Annotated in this window: 11 protein-coding genes and 1 tRNA gene; 1 reads left to right on the top strand and 11 read right to left on the bottom strand. The window is 41.6% G+C overall.

What is annotated here, in order from left to right:
- Positions 1-393: 393 nt before the first annotated feature.
- Positions 394-468 (bottom strand) — tRNA-Gly (locus tag A4A70_RS02300).
- A gap of 737 nt (positions 469-1,205) precedes the next feature.
- A complete protein-coding gene (locus tag A4A70_RS02295) occupies positions 1,206-2,069 on the bottom strand; it encodes a YicC/YloC family endoribonuclease (RefSeq protein WP_067568063.1) in 864 nt (287 codons plus the stop codon).
- A 114-nt stretch (positions 2,070-2,183) separates the two neighbouring features.
- Between A4A70_RS02295 and rph the strand changes: the two genes are divergently transcribed.
- Complete coding sequence (rph, locus tag A4A70_RS02290; protein WP_067568061.1) at positions 2,184-2,927, top strand: ribonuclease PH; 744 nt, start codon at positions 2,184-2,186, stop codon at positions 2,925-2,927.
- 66 nt (positions 2,928-2,993) lie between these two features.
- Here the strand turns inward: rph and rpoC are convergent, their stop codons facing one another.
- From rpoC to fusA, 9 genes are all read right to left on the bottom strand, one after another.
- Positions 2,994-7,217: a DNA-directed RNA polymerase subunit beta' gene (gene rpoC / locus A4A70_RS02285; protein ID WP_067568059.1), complete on the bottom strand. Its 4,224-nt coding sequence runs from the start codon at positions 7,215-7,217 to the stop codon at positions 2,994-2,996.
- A gap of 86 nt (positions 7,218-7,303) precedes the next feature.
- A complete protein-coding gene (gene rpoB, locus A4A70_RS02280) occupies positions 7,304-11,338 on the bottom strand; it encodes a DNA-directed RNA polymerase subunit beta (protein WP_067568057.1) in 4,035 nt (1,344 codons plus the stop codon).
- 393 nt (positions 11,339-11,731) lie between these two features.
- A complete protein-coding gene (rplL, locus tag A4A70_RS02275) occupies positions 11,732-12,100 on the bottom strand; it encodes a 50S ribosomal protein L7/L12 (protein ID WP_067568055.1) in 369 nt (122 codons plus the stop codon).
- Between the two features lie 65 nt (positions 12,101-12,165).
- Positions 12,166-12,678 (bottom strand): 50S ribosomal protein L10, encoded by a 513-nt coding sequence (rplJ, locus tag A4A70_RS02270; RefSeq protein ID WP_067568054.1) that lies wholly within the window; start codon positions 12,676-12,678, stop codon positions 12,166-12,168.
- 183 nt (positions 12,679-12,861) lie between these two features.
- Positions 12,862-13,566, bottom strand: coding sequence for a 50S ribosomal protein L1 (rplA, locus tag A4A70_RS02265; RefSeq protein WP_067568052.1), 705 nt, complete (start codon positions 13,564-13,566; stop codon positions 12,862-12,864).
- 2 nt (positions 13,567-13,568) lie between these two features.
- A complete protein-coding gene (rplK, locus tag A4A70_RS02260; RefSeq protein WP_067568050.1) occupies positions 13,569-14,000 on the bottom strand; it encodes a 50S ribosomal protein L11 in 432 nt (143 codons plus the stop codon).
- Positions 14,001-14,091: 91 nt separating this feature from the next.
- Positions 14,092-14,637 (bottom strand): transcription termination/antitermination protein NusG, encoded by a 546-nt coding sequence (gene nusG, locus A4A70_RS02255; RefSeq protein WP_067568048.1) that lies wholly within the window; start codon positions 14,635-14,637, stop codon positions 14,092-14,094.
- Positions 14,637-15,020, bottom strand: coding sequence for a preprotein translocase subunit SecE (gene secE / locus A4A70_RS02250; RefSeq protein WP_067568046.1), 384 nt, complete (start codon positions 15,018-15,020; stop codon positions 14,637-14,639). Before secE ends, nusG begins: the two co-directional genes overlap by 1 nt.
- Before the next feature lie 379 nt (positions 15,021-15,399).
- Complete coding sequence (gene fusA, locus A4A70_RS02240; protein ID WP_067568040.1) at positions 15,400-17,505, bottom strand: elongation factor G; 2,106 nt, start codon at positions 17,503-17,505, stop codon at positions 15,400-15,402.
- Positions 17,506-17,508: the final 3 nt, after the last annotated feature.

The raw sequence follows: 17,508 nt of genomic DNA, 5'->3' as shown, positions 1-17,508 counted from the left end.
AGGTTGCATCATTTAGTGAGAGCTGTTGCGCGAGGACCCTTGTCTTTTTCTTTCTAGAAAAGAGCCAGTAAACAGTAACTTTAAAGCCCGCTGGTATTGACATTGAGAAAAACGAGCAGTTTTCCTAGTATGGGGCTGAATAATGCTATTGTGACGTTTTTTAGGTCTGATTGCTAGATAGCAGTCAGAGCATTTGAGTAATGAATTTGATCGTATGAGTAAGGATTAAGAATTGACTTTTTCTCGTGTAGCTCCAGTATTAGCGAACAGGACAGTCAGGTTCTCGAACGAGAACAATGGTGCTTGGTAGCAGTTATTAGCTGTGGTTCTACTAACTAGTAGACAATTACCTGCAGATTAATCTTATCAGATATCAGAAAAAAACTTAATTTTTGGAGCGGGAAACGAGACTCGAACTCGCGACCCCAACCTTGGCAAGGTTGTGCTCTACCACTGAGCTATTCCCGCATCAGTTTAGTATTTATAGATAGTCGTTATACTTACTATCTTGAGTATAAATAATTACATACTACTCTAGTAGTAATACTATATCTTGCTCTAGATGCAAGCGCAAGCTTTTTGCGCCAATAAGTTTAATTAATTCGCTCGTTAATATATTTATTTTAATAATAAATAACTAGCAGTTTAGTTGACTATCATCTATTATTTGCGCGCTGCAGCAGTAGATTAACTTATATAAGTTGTCAAAAAAAATAATAAAACTATATTTAATATTATAGATTTTATACAGCTATTTTAAGTTATGAAGTAATTATAATAAAGTTATTGGATAAATTTATTTTATATATTATATATAATACATATACTACCAGAGTAGTATTTGGTAGATTTTAATAAAAAATTAAGTTAATTCACTTAACTTCATTCTTTATTCTTTTTAAGACTTCCACATAAAAATATAATTAACTTTTTTATTGATCTTATATTGATCTTAATGGTCAAAAAAATTGAGTTAGCTACTTTTAGTAGCGCTTGAATCAGTGATATTCACCGATGACTTAGTGGCTGGTTAAATGGACGCTCTTCGTTAGCAGTGAGCTGTGGCTAGCAGAATCAATGAAGACTAATACCTACGCCAAACTAAGCTTGGCTTGTCTTAGATTACTGACTGTTATACAGTAGCGCTATATATTGCGCTATATATTGCGCTATAGTAACTAATAATTACTAAATTGCTGATAATTTTATTCTATATTTTGAATCTGTTCACGCATTTGTTCAATTAGTACTTTAAGTTCAATCGCACAGGCTGTGATATAAGCGTTAACTGATTTTGATGCTAAAGTATTAGCTTCGCGGTTAAGTTCCTGCATAATAAAATCTAATCTGCGGCCTACTACGTCTTTTGTGGTTAAAACCTGATAGGTTTCTTTCACATGAACATCCAAACGATCTAGCTCTTCTGTAATATCGATACGCTGAGCTAGCATAACTAGTTCTTGTTCAAGACGATTACTCTCTAACTTAACTTTAACGTCAGCTAGTTTGTTTAACAAACGTTCACGATACCACACTAAAATATCCGGCATCTGCTGTCGAACTTTAGCTACTTCAGCAATAACACTGAATAGACGTTGTTCAATAAGTATTTTTAGCGCATTACCTTCCATTTCTCGGGCACTGAGAAAATCATTTAAAACATTATCAAAACCTGATAATAGCTCCGTACTAATGGTATCTAAATCCTGCTCTAAGGGAGTCATTACTCCTGGCCATCGCAAAATATCCAGAGGATCAATTTCGCCTTCGTCGCTTTGTATTTTTACCCATTGCGCGGTTTTAATTAATTCTTTAGCTAGTTTTTCATTAAAAATCAGCGTATTTTGTGTAGTTACATTAGTATCAAAATATAAATTACATTCCACTTTTCCGCGTGTCAAACTTAAGCGGATACGTTCGCGTATTATAGGATCTAAACTACGAAACTGCTCCGGTAACCGAATATAGATTTCCAGATAGCGCTGATTAACCGAGCGTAGTTCCCAGGTAATCTTACCCCAAGTGTGCGTAATGTTACGCCTGGTAAAAGCAGTCATACTACTGATCATAAACACACCTATTATTAATAATTAATATTATAGTATATAACTTATCATAGTTTAATAAAATAGGCATTAGGCGATAATATGTATTATTATATGTATTATTAAGGAGAACCTAAAATGCGCCCTGCAAGTAGAAGTGTACAGCAAATACGCCCGGTAACTATTACCCGACATTTTACTAAACACGCCGAAGGCTCGGTGCTGATTACTTTAGGCGAGACACGTGTGTTATGTACTGCCTCGGTGGAAACAGGCGTACCGCGTTTCCTGAAAGGTCAAGGCCAAGGTTGGATCACGGCTGAATATAGTATGCTGCCACGCGCGACGCATAAACGAAATACCCGAGAGGCAGTAAAAGGTAAACAAAATGGACGCACGTTAGAGATACAACGGTTAATCGCTCGTTCGCTGCGTGCAGCTGTGGATTTAATTAAACTTAGGGAATACACTATTACCTTGGATTGTGATGTTCTCCAGGCCGATGGCGGCACCCGCACCGCCTCTATCACAGGAGCATGTGTTGCTTTAGCTGATGCCTTGACCAACATGCAGCAAAAAGGACAGTTAACAACGAATCCTATGAAAGGATTCGTTGCAGCAATTTCAGTTGGCATCGTAGCCAGTGAAACTGTTTGTGATTTAGAATATATAGAAGATTTGGCCGCTGCAACTGATATGAATGTAGTTATGATGGAAAACGGTCGCATAATTGAGGTGCAGGGTACAGCTGAGACTGAATATTTCAGCCAAAAGGAGCTTAATGCGCTGCTTACGTTAGCGCGCGGCGGCATTGAGCGCCTTATTCAGGCGCAACAAGCATCACTATTGCTGGATAAATTAAGCAGCTTCAGGGGTGGTTGACTTACTATTGACTGTTTTTTGTACCTAAGCAGATAGTAAAAACTGCTCTCAGAGTGAGCGGTTTCTTTAATTTTCTAATTTACCGCCCAGACCTGCGTTCAGCAGCTCAGCCAGGTTAGCTGAGGCTTCATCAGCGGTAATCTGATGCGAGGTTGGGGCCTGATTCTGCTGACGATTACGGGCGCGTTCCTGATGATAAGCGTAACCTGTACCGGCCGGAATTAACCGGCCAACGATAACGTTCTCTTTTAGACCACGCAGTTCATCAAATTTTCCGGCTACTGCTGCTTCGGTTAGCACGCGTGTAGTTTCCTGGAAAGAAGCTGCTGAGATAAAAGACTCAGTAGCTAATGAAGCTTTGGTGATACCTAACAGATCGCGCACATAGTTTACTTTTAACTTGCCTTCATTGGCTAATTGACGATTAGCAATCTTGATACGAGAGTATTCTACCTGCTCACCTTCTAGAAAATCTGAACCACCGCTGCAAGTAATGGTAGCTTTACGTAACATCTGACGAACGATAACTTCGATATGTTTATCGTTAATCTTTACACCTTGCAGACGGTAGACATCCTGAACTTCGTTTACGATATAGCTAGTAACTGCATGCACACCACGCAAACGTAGAATATCGTGTGGCGATTCTTGACCGTCAGAAATTACATCACCCCGTTCAACGCGTTCTCCTTCGAATACGTTTAGTTGACGCCATTTCGGAATCATTTCTTCGTAATCATCACTGTTGTTCAACGGCGAGATAATTAGGCGCCGCTTACCTTTAGTATCTTTACCAAACGAAATAATACCACTGATTTCCGCTAAAATTGCTGGCTCTTTCGGTCGACGTGCTTCGAACAGATCTGCTACGCGCGGCAGACCACCTGTGATATCTTTGGTACCGCAAGTTTCCTGCGGCAAACGCGCTAGCGTATCACCGCTAGTGATTTTGGCCCCATCTTCCAACTGAATGATAGTTTTGCCTGGCAAAAAATACTGTGCTGGTATATCCGTACCTGGGATCAAAACATTATTACCGTTTTTGTCAACAATACGCAGCGCCGGCCGCAAATCTTTCCAACTGCCAGTACGTTCAGCAGTATCAAGCACCACAATAGAAGACAAACCTGTAAGTTCATCGGTCTGTCGGGTAATAGTTTGCCCATCTATCATATCGGTAAAACGGATAAAACCATCAACCTCGGTAATAACCGGCATGGTGTGTGGATCCCAGTTGGCAACTATTTCCCCTCCTATGGTCTCCGCACCGTCACCTTTGTCCATGATGGCCCCGTAGGGCACCCTATAGCTTTCCTTAGTACGGCTAAATTCATCGACAAGCTTTAATTCGGTATTACGTGAGGTAATTACTAGTTTACCGCTGCTGTTGACAACGAACTTAGCGTTATTCAAACGAATAGTGCCTTTGTTTTTTACCTGAATACTTGATTCTGCAGCTGCACGGGACGCGGCACCGCCAATGTGGAAGGTACGCATAGTCAGTTGCGTGCCGGGTTCACCAATAGACTGTGCAGCGATAACACCTATAGCTTCGCCTTTATTAACTAAATGACCACGAGCTAAATCTCGGCCATAGCAATTAACGCATACACCGAAATCCGTATCGCAGGTTACAACAGAACGAACTTTGACGCTATCTACGGAATTTTCTTCAAGGATATCACACAACTGTTCATTCAGTAGTGTATTGCGCTCAACCAAAATATCTTCGGTCCCAGGTTGCAAAATATTTTCTGCCGTAACTCGGCCCAATATGTGTTCGCGAAGCGGCTCTTTTACATCACCACCTTCGATAACTGGCGTCATAATGATACCAGCAAAGGTTCCGCAGTCATCTTCAGTTACTACTAAATCCTGAGCTACGTCAACTAAACGGCGAGTTAGATAACCGGAGTTAGCAGTTTTAAGAGCAGTATCAGCTAAACCTTTACGCGCTCCATGTGTGGAGATGAAGTACTGTAACACGTTTAACCCTTCACGGAAATTCGCAGTAATCGGCGTCTCAATAATAGAGCCGTCAGGTTTAGCCATCAGGCCACGCATACCGGCCAATTGGCGAATCTGTGCTGCTGAACCACGAGCACCGGAGTCAGCCATCATAAAGATACTGTTAAACGACAGTTGACGCTCTTCATCGCCGTAACGGTTAAATACGGCTTCTGTGGATAAATTATCCATCATTGCCTTAGCGACACGCTCGTTAGCTGCAGCCCAAATATCGATCACTTTGTTATAACGTTCGCCTGCAGTTACCAGACCTGACTGGAACTGTTCTTGAATTTCTGCAACTTCTGATTCAGCTTCATCAATAATTTCAGCTTTCTTGATTGGGATTACCATGTCATCGATACCGACTGATGAGCCGGAACGGGCAGCGTAGGTAAATCCGGTGTACATGATCTGATCAGCAAAAATTACGGTCGACTTCAGACCAAGCAAGCGGTAGCAAGTATTCAGCATTGTGGAGATTGCTTTCTTACCTAGCGCCTGATCTACCAGCGAAAATGGCAGTCCCTTTGGGACAATCATCCAAAGAATAGCACGGCCGATAGTCGTTTCTACCAGATGCGTGTTCTTTACCCACTTACCATTATCGCACTTATCATGCTCAGTAATACGTACTTTAACGCGTGCATGCAGATCGGCCACGCCAGAACGATAAATGCGTTCAGCTTCTTTTGGCCCGGTTAGCACCATACCTTCGCCCTTGCAGTTAACACGATCGCGGGTCATATAATATAGACCCAACACAACATCCTGTGATGGCACGATGATCGGCTCCCCATTGGCTGGGGATAGAATGTTATTAGTAGACATCATCAGAACACGCGCTTCTAACTGGGCCTCTAGCGTCAATGGAACGTGCACCGCCATCTGGTCACCGTCGAAGTCAGCATTATAAGCCGCGCATACCAGCGGATGAAGCTGAATCGCTTTACCTTCTATCAGAACCGGCTCAAATGCTTGAATTCCCAGTCTATGTAGTGTAGGTGCTCGGTTCAGCATAACCGGGTGCTCACGAATGACCTCGTCTAGGATATCCCAGACCACGGCTTCCTCACGTTCAACCATCTTCTTGGCGGCTTTGATAGTAGTAGCGAGATCACGCATTTGTAACTTACCATAGATAAAGGGTTTAAAAAGCTCCAGCGCCATTTTTTTTGGCAGACCGCATTGATGCAGACGAAGGTACGGACCAACGGTAATAACTGAACGACCAGAGTAGTCGACGCGTTTTCCTAACAGATTTTGACGGAAACGGCCCTGCTTCCCTTTAATCATATCGGCTAAAGATTTCAGCGGCCGCTTATTTGATCCAGTAATGACGCGTCCGCGACGACCGTTGTCTAGCAAGGCATCGACAGCTTCCTGTAGCATACGTTTCTCGTTACGTACTATGATATCCGGCGCGGCTAGATCTAGCAGCCGTTTCAGACGGTTATTACGGTTTATCACGCGACGATACAGATCATTTAGATCAGAGGTCGCAAAGCGACCACCGTCTAGTGGTACCAGAGGACGCAGATCAGGAGGTAGTACTGGTAAAACCGTCATAATCATCCATTCTGGCTTGTTGCCAGAATGGACAAAAGCTTCAAGTAACTTAATGCGTTTGGTTAATTTTTTACGTTTAGTTTCAGAATTGGTTTCTTCCAGCTCTTCGCGTAGTTGATCGCATTCCTGTTTTAAGTCTATGTTTTTTAATAAGGTCTGAATAGCTTCAGCGCCCATTTTAGCTTCGAATTCGTCACCAAACTCTTCCAAGGCGTCAAGATACTGCTCTTCAGTCAAGATTTGACGGCACTCGAGGTTGGTTATTCCACCTTCAACAACTACATAGGATTCGAAATATAGCACGCGCTCAATATCACGTAGTGGCATGTCTAGCAGCAGGCCAATACGGGAGGGAAGAGATTTTAAAAACCAGATATGTGCTGTAGGCGAAGCCAGTTCTATATGGCCCATGCGTTCACGGCGTACTTTAGTTTGAGTAACTTCAACACCACATTTTTCGCAGATTACGCCGCGATGTTTTAAACGTTTATACTTACCACACAAGCATTCATAATCTTTTACTGGCCCGAATATACGTGCGCAGAACAAACCGTCGCGTTCAGGCTTAAAAGTACGATAGTTAATGGTTTCTGGTTTTTTTACTTCACCGAAAGACCATGACCTAATCATATCAGGCGAGGCCAGAGCTATTTTGATCGCATCAAACTCTTCAGTCTTAGTTTGCGCTTTTAGAAATTTTATTAAATCTTTCACCGATTGGCTCCTGTCGGAGTTAGAAGGAACACTTAGGCACCTTTCTTTATTACCAGTGCTAATCGCACGCACCCCAGGCGGAAACATTAGTCTTCTTCAAGCTCGATGTTGATTCCTAGCGAACTGATTTCTTTTAATAAGACATTGAAGGATTCTGGCATCCCTGGTTCCATCAGGTGATGGCTATCCACAATATTTTTATACATCTTGGTACGACCGTTAACATCATCTGACTTAACGGTAAGCATTTCCTGCAGAGTGTAAGCAGCACCATAGGCTTCTAGCGCCCATACTTCCATTTCCCCAAAGCGCTGGCCGCCAAATTGCGCTTTTCCACCTAGAGGCTGCTGGGTCACTAGACTGTATGAGCCAGTAGAACGAGCATGCATTTTATCGTCTACTAAATGATTTAACTTTAACATGTACATATACCCTACAGTAACCTGACGCTCAAATTGCTCACCAGTGCGACCATCAAACAAGGTAATCTGACCGGACGTAGGCAACCCGCCCAGCTGCAGCAAAGCCTTAATCTCTTTCTCTTTGGCGCCATCGAAAACCGGAGTAGCAATTGGCATGCCCTTCTTCAGATTTTCGGCTAGACGTAGTATTTCCTCATCGGAGAAGGTATTGAGATCCACTTTTTGACGTACGTTGTCACCAAGATTATAAGCCTTCTGGATAAACTCGCGTAGCTTATCTACTTTTTCGTGCTGCTTGAGCATTTTATTGATTTTATCACCGATGCCTTTAGTCGCCATACCTAAATGAGTTTCCAGTATCTGGCCGATATTCATACGCGACGGTACGCCAAGCGGATTCAGCACGATATCTACCGGGACGCCATTCTCATCGTAAGGCATATCTTCAATCGGGTTGATCTTGGAGACAACACCCTTGTTCCCATGACGTCCAGCTATCTTATCGCCTGGCTGTATCTGACGTTTTACTGCTAGATATATCTTTACAATTTTTAGTACGCCCGGTGCTAAATCATCTCCTTGGGTAATTTTATGGCGCTTAGCTTCAAGCTTCTTCTCAAATTCTCGCTTTAGCTCTTCGTACTGTCTGGTAAGCTGTTCAAATTGATTCTGTTTAGCTTTATCTGCCAGGCTTAGTTCGAACCAGCGTTCACGGATTAGATTGTCTAGCTTCTCTGTCTCGATACCACCGGAAACCAACAAATCATGAATACGAGCAAACAGACCAGCTTCAAAAATTTGCAATTCTTCAGTCAGATCTTTCTTAGCCTTTTTAAGCTGCATTTCTTCAATTTCTAGTGCACGTTTATCTTTTTCTATTCCATCACGGGTAAACACCTGGACATCGATCACTGTACCGGAAACTCCGTTAGGAACACGCAGCGATGAATCCTTAGTATCAGAGGCTTTTTCACCGAAGATAGCACGCAATAGTTTTTCTTCTGGTGTTAATTGTGTTTCGCTTTTCGGCGTTACTTTGCCAACTAAAATATCGCCGCCTGTAACTTCTGCGCCAATATATACAATGCCTGACTCATCTAGTTTTGATAGCGCTACTTCCCCAACATTTGGAATGTCAGCAGTAATTTCTTCGGGACCTAGTTTAGTATCGCGGGAAAAGCACGCTAGTTCCTGAATATGGATGGTAGTAAAACGATCTTCTTGCACTACGCGTTCGGAAACGAGCATAGAATCTTCGAAGTTGTAGCCATTCCACGGCATGAACGCGATACGCATATTCTGACCTAGTGCTAGCTCACCTAAATCGGTAGACGGGCCATCAGCCAGTACGTCACCGCGCTCAACTGGTTCACCCAACGATATACAGGGCGTCTGGTTGATACAAGTATTTTGGTTAGAACGAATATATTTCGTTAAATTATAAATATCAATACCTGCTTCGCCCGGATACATTTCATCTAAATTGACATTAATTACAATACGTGAAGCATCTACGTACTGTACGGTACCACCGCGTTTTGCCACGGATGTAACACCAGAATCTACTGCTACAGCGCGCTCCATACCAGTGCCAACAAGTGGTTTATCTGTGCGCAGGGGAGGCACCGCCTGGCGCTGCATATTTGCCCCCATTAAGGCGCGATTAGCATCATCGTGCTCCAAAAAGGGAATCAAAGAAGCGCCTACCGAAACTACTTGCTGAGTGGAAACGTCCATATAATCGACCTGATCGCGATTAAATAGACTTGATTCACCTTTGCTGCGACAGGTGACCAAATCGTCTACGAAACGGCCGTCTTCACTAAGTTTTGTATTAGCCTGCGCGATTACGAAATTACCTTCTTCAATAGCAGAGAGATAATGAATTTCATCGGTAACCACACCGTTCTGCACGCTCCGGTACGGAGTTTCCAAGAAACCATATTCATTAGTCTGTGCATAAACAGACAGTGAGTTAATAAGGCCGATATTTGGTCCTTCTGGGGTCTCGATGGGGCAGACGCGTCCGTAATGGGTAGGATGCACATCACGCACTTCAAAACCCGCCCGCTCACGGGTTAAACCGCCAGGGCCAAGGGCTGATATACGGCGCTTATGAGTAATTTCAGATAGCGGGTTATTCTGATCCATAAATTGCGACAACTGGCTGGAACCGAAGAACTCTTTTACTGCAGCTGAAATTGGCTTGGCATTAATCATATCCTGTGGCATTAGACTATCTAAATCGCCTAAAGATAGACGCTCCTTTACCGCACGTTCTACACGCACTAGACCAATGCGGAACTGATTTTCTGCCATTTCTCCTACCGAACGAATACGACGATTGCCAAGGTGATCGATATCATCAACTTCGCCTTTACCGTTACGAATATCAATAAGTTTTTTTATCACGTCAATAATATCCTCTTTGCTGAGAATACTTAAACCTTCAATTGTTTCGCGTAGCAGCGAACGATTAAATTTCATCCGGCCTACCGCAGATAAATCGTAACGTTCCTCTGAAAAAAATAGATTTTCAAACAGTTGCTCAGCCGCTTCACGGGTCGGCGGCTCGCCGGGTCGCATCATACGGTAGATTTCTACAAGTGCACTCAACCGGTCACTAGTGGGGTCAACTAGAAGCGTCTCTGATATATAAGCGCCGTGGTCTAACTCATTAGTAAACAATGTTTCTATACTTTTATGTCCAGCCTGGTTCAGTTTAGATATTAGATCCAGTGTTAGTTCCATATTTGCGGAAATAATAATTTCACCAGTGCTTTCATTTAAGTAATCTTTTATGACCACTTTACCAATAAGATATTCAACTGGAACTTCAATCTGTGTTATACCGTCTTTTTCAAGCTGACGTATATGGTTTGCCGTAATACGGCGGCCTTTTTCAACATAAACAGTATCAGTACTGTTTGACTTAATATCAAACGAGGCGGTTTCACCGCGTAAACGCTCAGGAACCAGCCTCATTTGCCATGTTTTAGCATGAATTTCGTAAATAATTTTATCGAAAAACAGATCTAAAATCTGGTAAGTGTCATAGTTCAGCGCGCGTAAAATAATAGTTGCCGGTAATTTACGACGTCGGTCAATACGGAAAAACAAATTATCTTTCGGGTCAAATTCAAAATCCAGCCAAGAACCGCGGTAAGGAATAATACGCGCGTTATATAATACTTTACCAGAAGAGTGAGTTTTACCTTTGTCGCTATCAAAGAATACACCGGGGCTGCGGTGTAACTGGGAAACGATAACACGTTCAGTACCGTTGATAATAAATGTGCCATTCTCGGTCATGAGAGGAATTTCGCCCATGTAAACTTCCTGCTCTTTAATGTTTTTCACTGTCCCTTCAGGCGCTTCGCGCTCATAAATAATAAGACGTAGCTTGACACGCAGTGGGGCAGAATAAGTCATACCTCGGATTTGGCATTCTTTAACATCAAACACAGGTTCACCTAAACGGTAACTGACATACTGCAATTCAGAGTTGCCGCTGTAGCTTTGTATAGGAAATACGGATCGGAAAGCTGCTTCCAGACCGTACTGACCTTCATGATCTTGCTCGATGAACTTTTTGAAAGAATCAAGCTGGATAGAAAGAAGGTAGGGAATGTCTAAAACCTGCGGAAGTTTTCCGAAGTCCTTACGAATACGTTTTTTTTCGGTATAGGAGTAAACCATAGGGTTCCTTAGCTAGCTGACAAGTCAACACACTCTCTATCTGTCCTAACTAGGGACAGGACAAGCAACATTGCAAAATTTTTTATCGCGATCGGAAAGCTGAGAGTTTTTTTGCAAAAAACTATTTTATTAAAACGTAAATCATATTGCTGCACTTTGCTCAACACGATGTCATCAATAGATGATGCAATACTATTAAATATATAGATAAAATGTATTAAAATTAATTAGTTAGATGCTAAATAGTGTAAATGCCTCTAGTTTTATTTTTTTAGTTCATCTAGTTCTAGATAGCTATTATAGAGCGTATATAAAGAGCGTAAAAAAGCTGATAACTTGACAACTACCAGCCATCAAGCTTAGCAGGAGGTTAAAACCACCTGAAAGGTTAAGTTATTTAAGTTCAACAGAAGCCCCTGCTTCTTCCAAAGCTTGCTTCAAAGCATCTGCTTCAGATTTATTTATACCTTCTTTTAGAGTGACAGGTGCTGATTCAACCAAGTCTTTGGCTTCTTTCAGGCCCAGACCGGTAGCGTTACGCACGGTTTTAATTACGGCTACTTTATTTACGCCGAAAGAGCTCAAGACAACGTTAAACTCGGTTTTTTCTTCTCCAGCTTCAACTGAATCACCCACAGAAACTGCAACTGTAGAGGCAGAAACACCGAATTTTTTTTCCATCATGGATATCAGTTCAACTACGTCCATAACGGACATGTCCGCAACCGCATCAATAATTTGTTCTTTAGTGATAGAAGACATAACAAATATTCCTAGAATGTTAGAGATTGTTTATAAGTTTATAGTAGTTTCAAGATAAAAGCTGCTCATGCCGTTTCTTTTCTTGCCGTTTCTTTCTGATTACGTAGAACGGCCAAGAGGCGAACTAGTTTAACTGCAGAGGCTTCTTGTATAGTCAACATCAGATGGACAATTACTTCGTCGTAAGTAGGCATAGTTGCTAATTTATCGATTTGTGATGCCAAAATTAACTCACCTTCAAAAGCTGCTGCTTTAATCTTAAAATTATCATTTTTATTGGAAAAAACTTTAAACAAACGAGCGGCTGCACCCGGGTGTTCATTTGAAAATGCAACCAAAGTAGGACCAACAAATGTGCTTTTTAAGCATTCGAAAGTAGTGCCTTTAACTACGCGACGCATCAGCGTATTACGAATAACTCGCATATAAATACCAGCTTTACGACCAGCTTTACGCAGTTCAGTCATTTTATCCACGGTGATACCGCAGGAATCTGCAATGACTACAGACAGCGCGCTTTTGGCTATTTTACTGACTTTAGCAACAATAGCTTGTTTGTCTTGAAGATTTAATGCCATAAGCTTTTGCTCCTAATTTAGCTGGGGAAAAGATCCTGTAATTTACTTTACGTTTAAGTACCGTCAAAATGATGGTAAAAGAAGAAAAAAATCCTGGTCTTACGCAAGATATTGTAAAGTAATTACTCTGAAAAGGTATTACATTAAATTTTAGAGAAATCTAACGTCCGCGTAAAGGAATAATTAAGCGGTTGTTATAGACAGGCTATTTTGATCGATTGACAAGCCCGCACCCATAGTAGTAGATAGGCTTATTTTCTTAATATAGACTCCCTTAGTATGCGTTGGTTTAGCTTTTTTTAACGCAATGAGCAGAGCTTCTAGATTTTCCTTTAGTTTCTCAAATTTGAAATCAACTTTACCAATAGTTGTATGAATTATGCCATTTTTATCATTACGGTAACGTATCTGACCAGCTTTGGCGTTTTTAACTGCTTCAGCAATGTTCTGAGTTACAGTGCCTAACTTTGGGTTAGGCATTAGTCCTCTAGGGCCTAGAATCTGGCCAAACTGGCCCACAAAACGCATAGCATCTGGGGAAGCGATAACTACATCGAAATTAAACTCGCCCTTTTTTATTTGATTAGCTAACTTATCCATATCAACTAAATCTGCGCCAGCGGCCTGCGCCGCTTCAACATTGTCGCCCTGTGTAAACACGGCGACACGAATGCTGCGGCCAGTGCCGTGCGGCAAGACGATAGCGCCACGTAAGTACTGGTCTGATTTACGAGCATCAATGCCTAGTTGAACAGCAACATCAAAGCTTTCGATGAACTTAGCTGTGGCAAGTTCTTTAAGTAAAGCCACGGCTTCAAATATTTCGTACTGTTTATTTGTATTAACTTTATTGCGGATTAAACGCATGCGCTTAGTAACTTTAGCCATTATTAAGTCTCCAGGAGGATGCCCATGGAACGTGCAGTACCAGCAATTGAGCGGAACCTTGCTTGCACATCAGCACCAGTCATATCAGCTGCTTTAGTAACAGCGATTTCGCTAATCTGCGTACTAGTTACTTTACCAACCTTATTTTGATTAGGTTTACTGGAACCAGATTTGATACCTGCAGCTTTTTTCAGCAGTACAGCAGTCGGAGGTGTTTTGGTAACAAAAGTGAAAGAACGGTCAGAGTAAACGGTTATAACAACTGGAATCGGTAAACCCTTTTCAATACTTTCAGTTTTTGCATTGAAGGCTTTACAAAATTCCATGATGTTAACGCCCTGTTGACCAAGAACTGGACCTACCGGAGGACTAGGGTTTGCCATACCTGCAGCAACCTGTAGTTTGACAGAGGCTTGTATTTTCTTACTAGCCATATTGTTTTCCTTTATAAAAATTACTCAATAATGTATAAGAAAAGAATTTCTTAATTAATTTTAATACTTACTGTTTAATGAATTAGTTTTTTTAACCTTTTTCAACTTGACCAAAATCTAGCTCAACCGGGGTGGCACGGCCAAAGATTGAAACTGATACTTTCAAGCGACTCTTTTCGTAATCTACTTCTTCTACCATACCATTAAAATCAGCAAAGGGACCGTCATTAACGCGGACTAGTTCTCCAGGTTCAAATAGCGTTTTTGGCCGTGGCTTATCACCAACTTGCTGCAAACGATTCATAATAGATTCAACTTCTTTATCACTTATAGGGGTTGGATGATCGGAGGTACCGCCGATGAAACCCAGAACACGCGGTATGCTACGCACTAAATGCCAACTAGCATCATTCATTACCATCTGTACTAGAACATAGCCTGGAAAAAATTTACGTTCGCTTTTACGGCGCTGACCGCTTCTGATTTCAACTACTTCTTCTGTGGGAACCATCACGTCTCCAAATAGCTTTTCCATATCATACAGCTTAATATGTTCTCGAAGAGACTGCGCTACACGTCCCTCAAAGCTGGAAAACGCCTGAACGACGTACCAGCGCTTTTTTAACGCTTCGGACATTAGAACCTCAGGCCAATGATAAAAGATACTAAATGGACTAGAATGCTATCTAGTCCCCACAGAATTAATGACATAATAGCGGTAACTGCAGCGACGATTAACGTAATATTTAACGTTTTTTGGCGAGTAGGCCAAATTACTTTACGTAATTCGGTGCGCGCTTCACGCGTAAACATAACGATAAACTTGCATTTATTAGTCATCATTGCCACACTGCAAGCAATAGCGATAATCAGCATGACTACTAGCGCTCTAAGAGATAAGCTATAATCACGGTAAAAATAGTTACCGATGATAACTACGATAAACATAATCGCGATAACTAACCACTTTATTACTTCTAGGCTACGCCAATATCCTTGCACTTTATTCTTCATCATCATAAAAACCTATATAGGATAACTCCTTCAATGACATGGATATTAAATGTCCATTAAAACGCAGGTAGTCCATCTATCAGGCATAACTATTTTTCTGTTTCTGGCAGTTAGAAGATTTTAGTCAATATAAATAGTAAAAAAAACTGGTAGTTTTTAGCCTATAAAAATTATATTTATTGCTACAGCCTTTATTTCTTTCCATTACTTCCATTGTAGTAATAAAATATATAATTTTAATTTTTATTAAAAATATAAAACTGGACTGGAGATGCGTCTTGATTAAAATCAATAAAATTAGCTTAGCTAGTACTTGATTAAACTCTTTTTTTTCAAACTGCTCGTGACGAGCAGTAGTTTTCATATATTATGAGAATAATTTTCATTAGTGAGAGTTGCGGGCTTCAATAATAGCCTGAGCAACATTATTTGGTGCTTCATTATATTTCAAAAACTCCATAGAATAAGAAGCACGGCCCTGAGTCTGTGAACGCAAATCAGTGGCATAACCAAACATTTCAGATAAAGGTACCCGCGCACGTATAGTTTTACCTGTTGTGGTGTCTTCCATCCCTTCAATTGTACCACGACGACGATTCAAGTCACCAATCACGTCACCCATATAATCTTCAGGTGTTTCAATTTCAACTTTCATAATAGGCTCCAGTAAAATAGGTTGCGCCTTCATAAATCCTTCTTTGAAGGCTATTGAGCCTGCAATTTTAAAAGCCATTTCCGAAGAATCAACTTCGTGATAAGAACCATCAAAGGCAGCCACCCGAATATCTACAATTGGGTAACCAGCTAATATACCACTCTTTATCTGTTCCTGGATGCCTTTATCTACTGCTGGGATATATTCCTTAGGCACGACGCCACCGACGATTTCATTCAAGAATTCATAGTTTTTATCACCTGGTTCCATCGGCTCAATACGAAGCCAAACATGACCAAACTGGCCACGTCCGCCGGACTGACGAATAAATTTTCCTTCTTGCTTTACAGTTTTGCGGATGGTTTCGCGATAGGCTACTTGGGGCTTACCGACGTTAGCTTCTACATTAAATTCGCGACGCATACGATCAACCAGAATTTCCAGATGCAACTCACCCATACCGGCGATAATAGTCTGACCAGATTCCTCGTCGGTACGTACACGGAAAGATGGATCTTCCTGCGCCAGACGACCCAACGCCAAACTCATTTTTTCTTGGTCAGCTCTAGTTTTTGGTTCAACAGCGACAGAGATGACTGGTTCAGGGAACTCCATTCGCTCAAGGATAATTGGAGCTGATGGATCGCATAATGTATCCCCGGTTGTCACATCTTTTAAACCTATAGCCGCAGCGATATCTCCAGCGCGTACTTCACTAATTTTTTCACGTTTATTAGCGTGCATCTGCACGATACGACCGAAACGTTCGCGCTTTTCTTTTACTGAATTAAGTACTGTATCGCCGGAGTTTACTACACCTGAATAAACGCGAAAGAAGGTCAGATTACCCACAAACTGGTCAGTAGCTATTTTGAATGCTAGAGCAGAAAACGGTTCATTATCTCTCGAATGACGCTCTGCATGAATCTTGCCATTGTCTAATACTCCCTTAATAGATGGTATATCGGTAGGTGCAGGTAGATATTCTATTACTGCATCTAGCATAGCTTGTACACCTTTATTTTTAAAGGCGGAACCACAGGTTACTAGAATGATTTCATTCTTCAGAACGCGCTGACGTAGACCGTCTTTAATTTCTGCTTCGCTTAGCTCTTCACCGACTAAGTATTTATCTAGCAGCTTTTCAGACGCTTCTGCTGCAAATTCAACCAAATGCTGATGCCACTTATTAGCTAGTTCGATAAGATCGTTTGGGATATTTTCGTAAGTAAAGGTAACTCCTTGATCAGCTTCACTCCAGTGAAGTGCTTTCATTTTTACTAGATCGATCACACCAGTAAAGTTTTCTTCTGCACCAATTGCCAGCTGAATAGGAACTGGATTAGCAGCAAGACGGGTTTTTAACTGTTCTACCACGCGTAAATAATTAGCTCCCATCCGGTCCATCTTATTAACAAATGCTATACGCGGCACTTTATACTTATTTGCCTGACGCCATACAGTTTCAGACTGTGGTTGAACACCGCCCACCGCACAATATACCATAACAGCTCCATCGAGGACACGCATGGAACGCTCTACTTCAATAGTGAAATCAACATGTCCTGGAGTATCGATGATATTGATACGGTGCAAATCAAATTGATTTGCCATACCAGCCCAAAAACAAGTAGTTGCAGCGGAAGTAATGGTGATACCACGTTCTTGTTCTTGGGTCATCCAGTCCATGGTTGCTGCGCCATTATGAACTTCACCAATCTTATGGTTGACACCAGTATAGAATAAAATACGCTCAGTAGTAGTAGTTTTACCTGCATCGATATGCGCACTAATACCAATATTACGATAGCGTGTAATGGGTGTTATACGAGCCATTTA

This window comes from Candidatus Hoaglandella endobia (assembly GCF_900044015.1).
GTDB classification, from domain to species: Bacteria; Pseudomonadota; Gammaproteobacteria; order Enterobacterales; family Enterobacteriaceae; genus Hoaglandella; species Hoaglandella endobia.
Note: the sequence above shows the minus strand (reverse complement) of the source record. Positions and strands in the feature narration are given on the sequence as shown.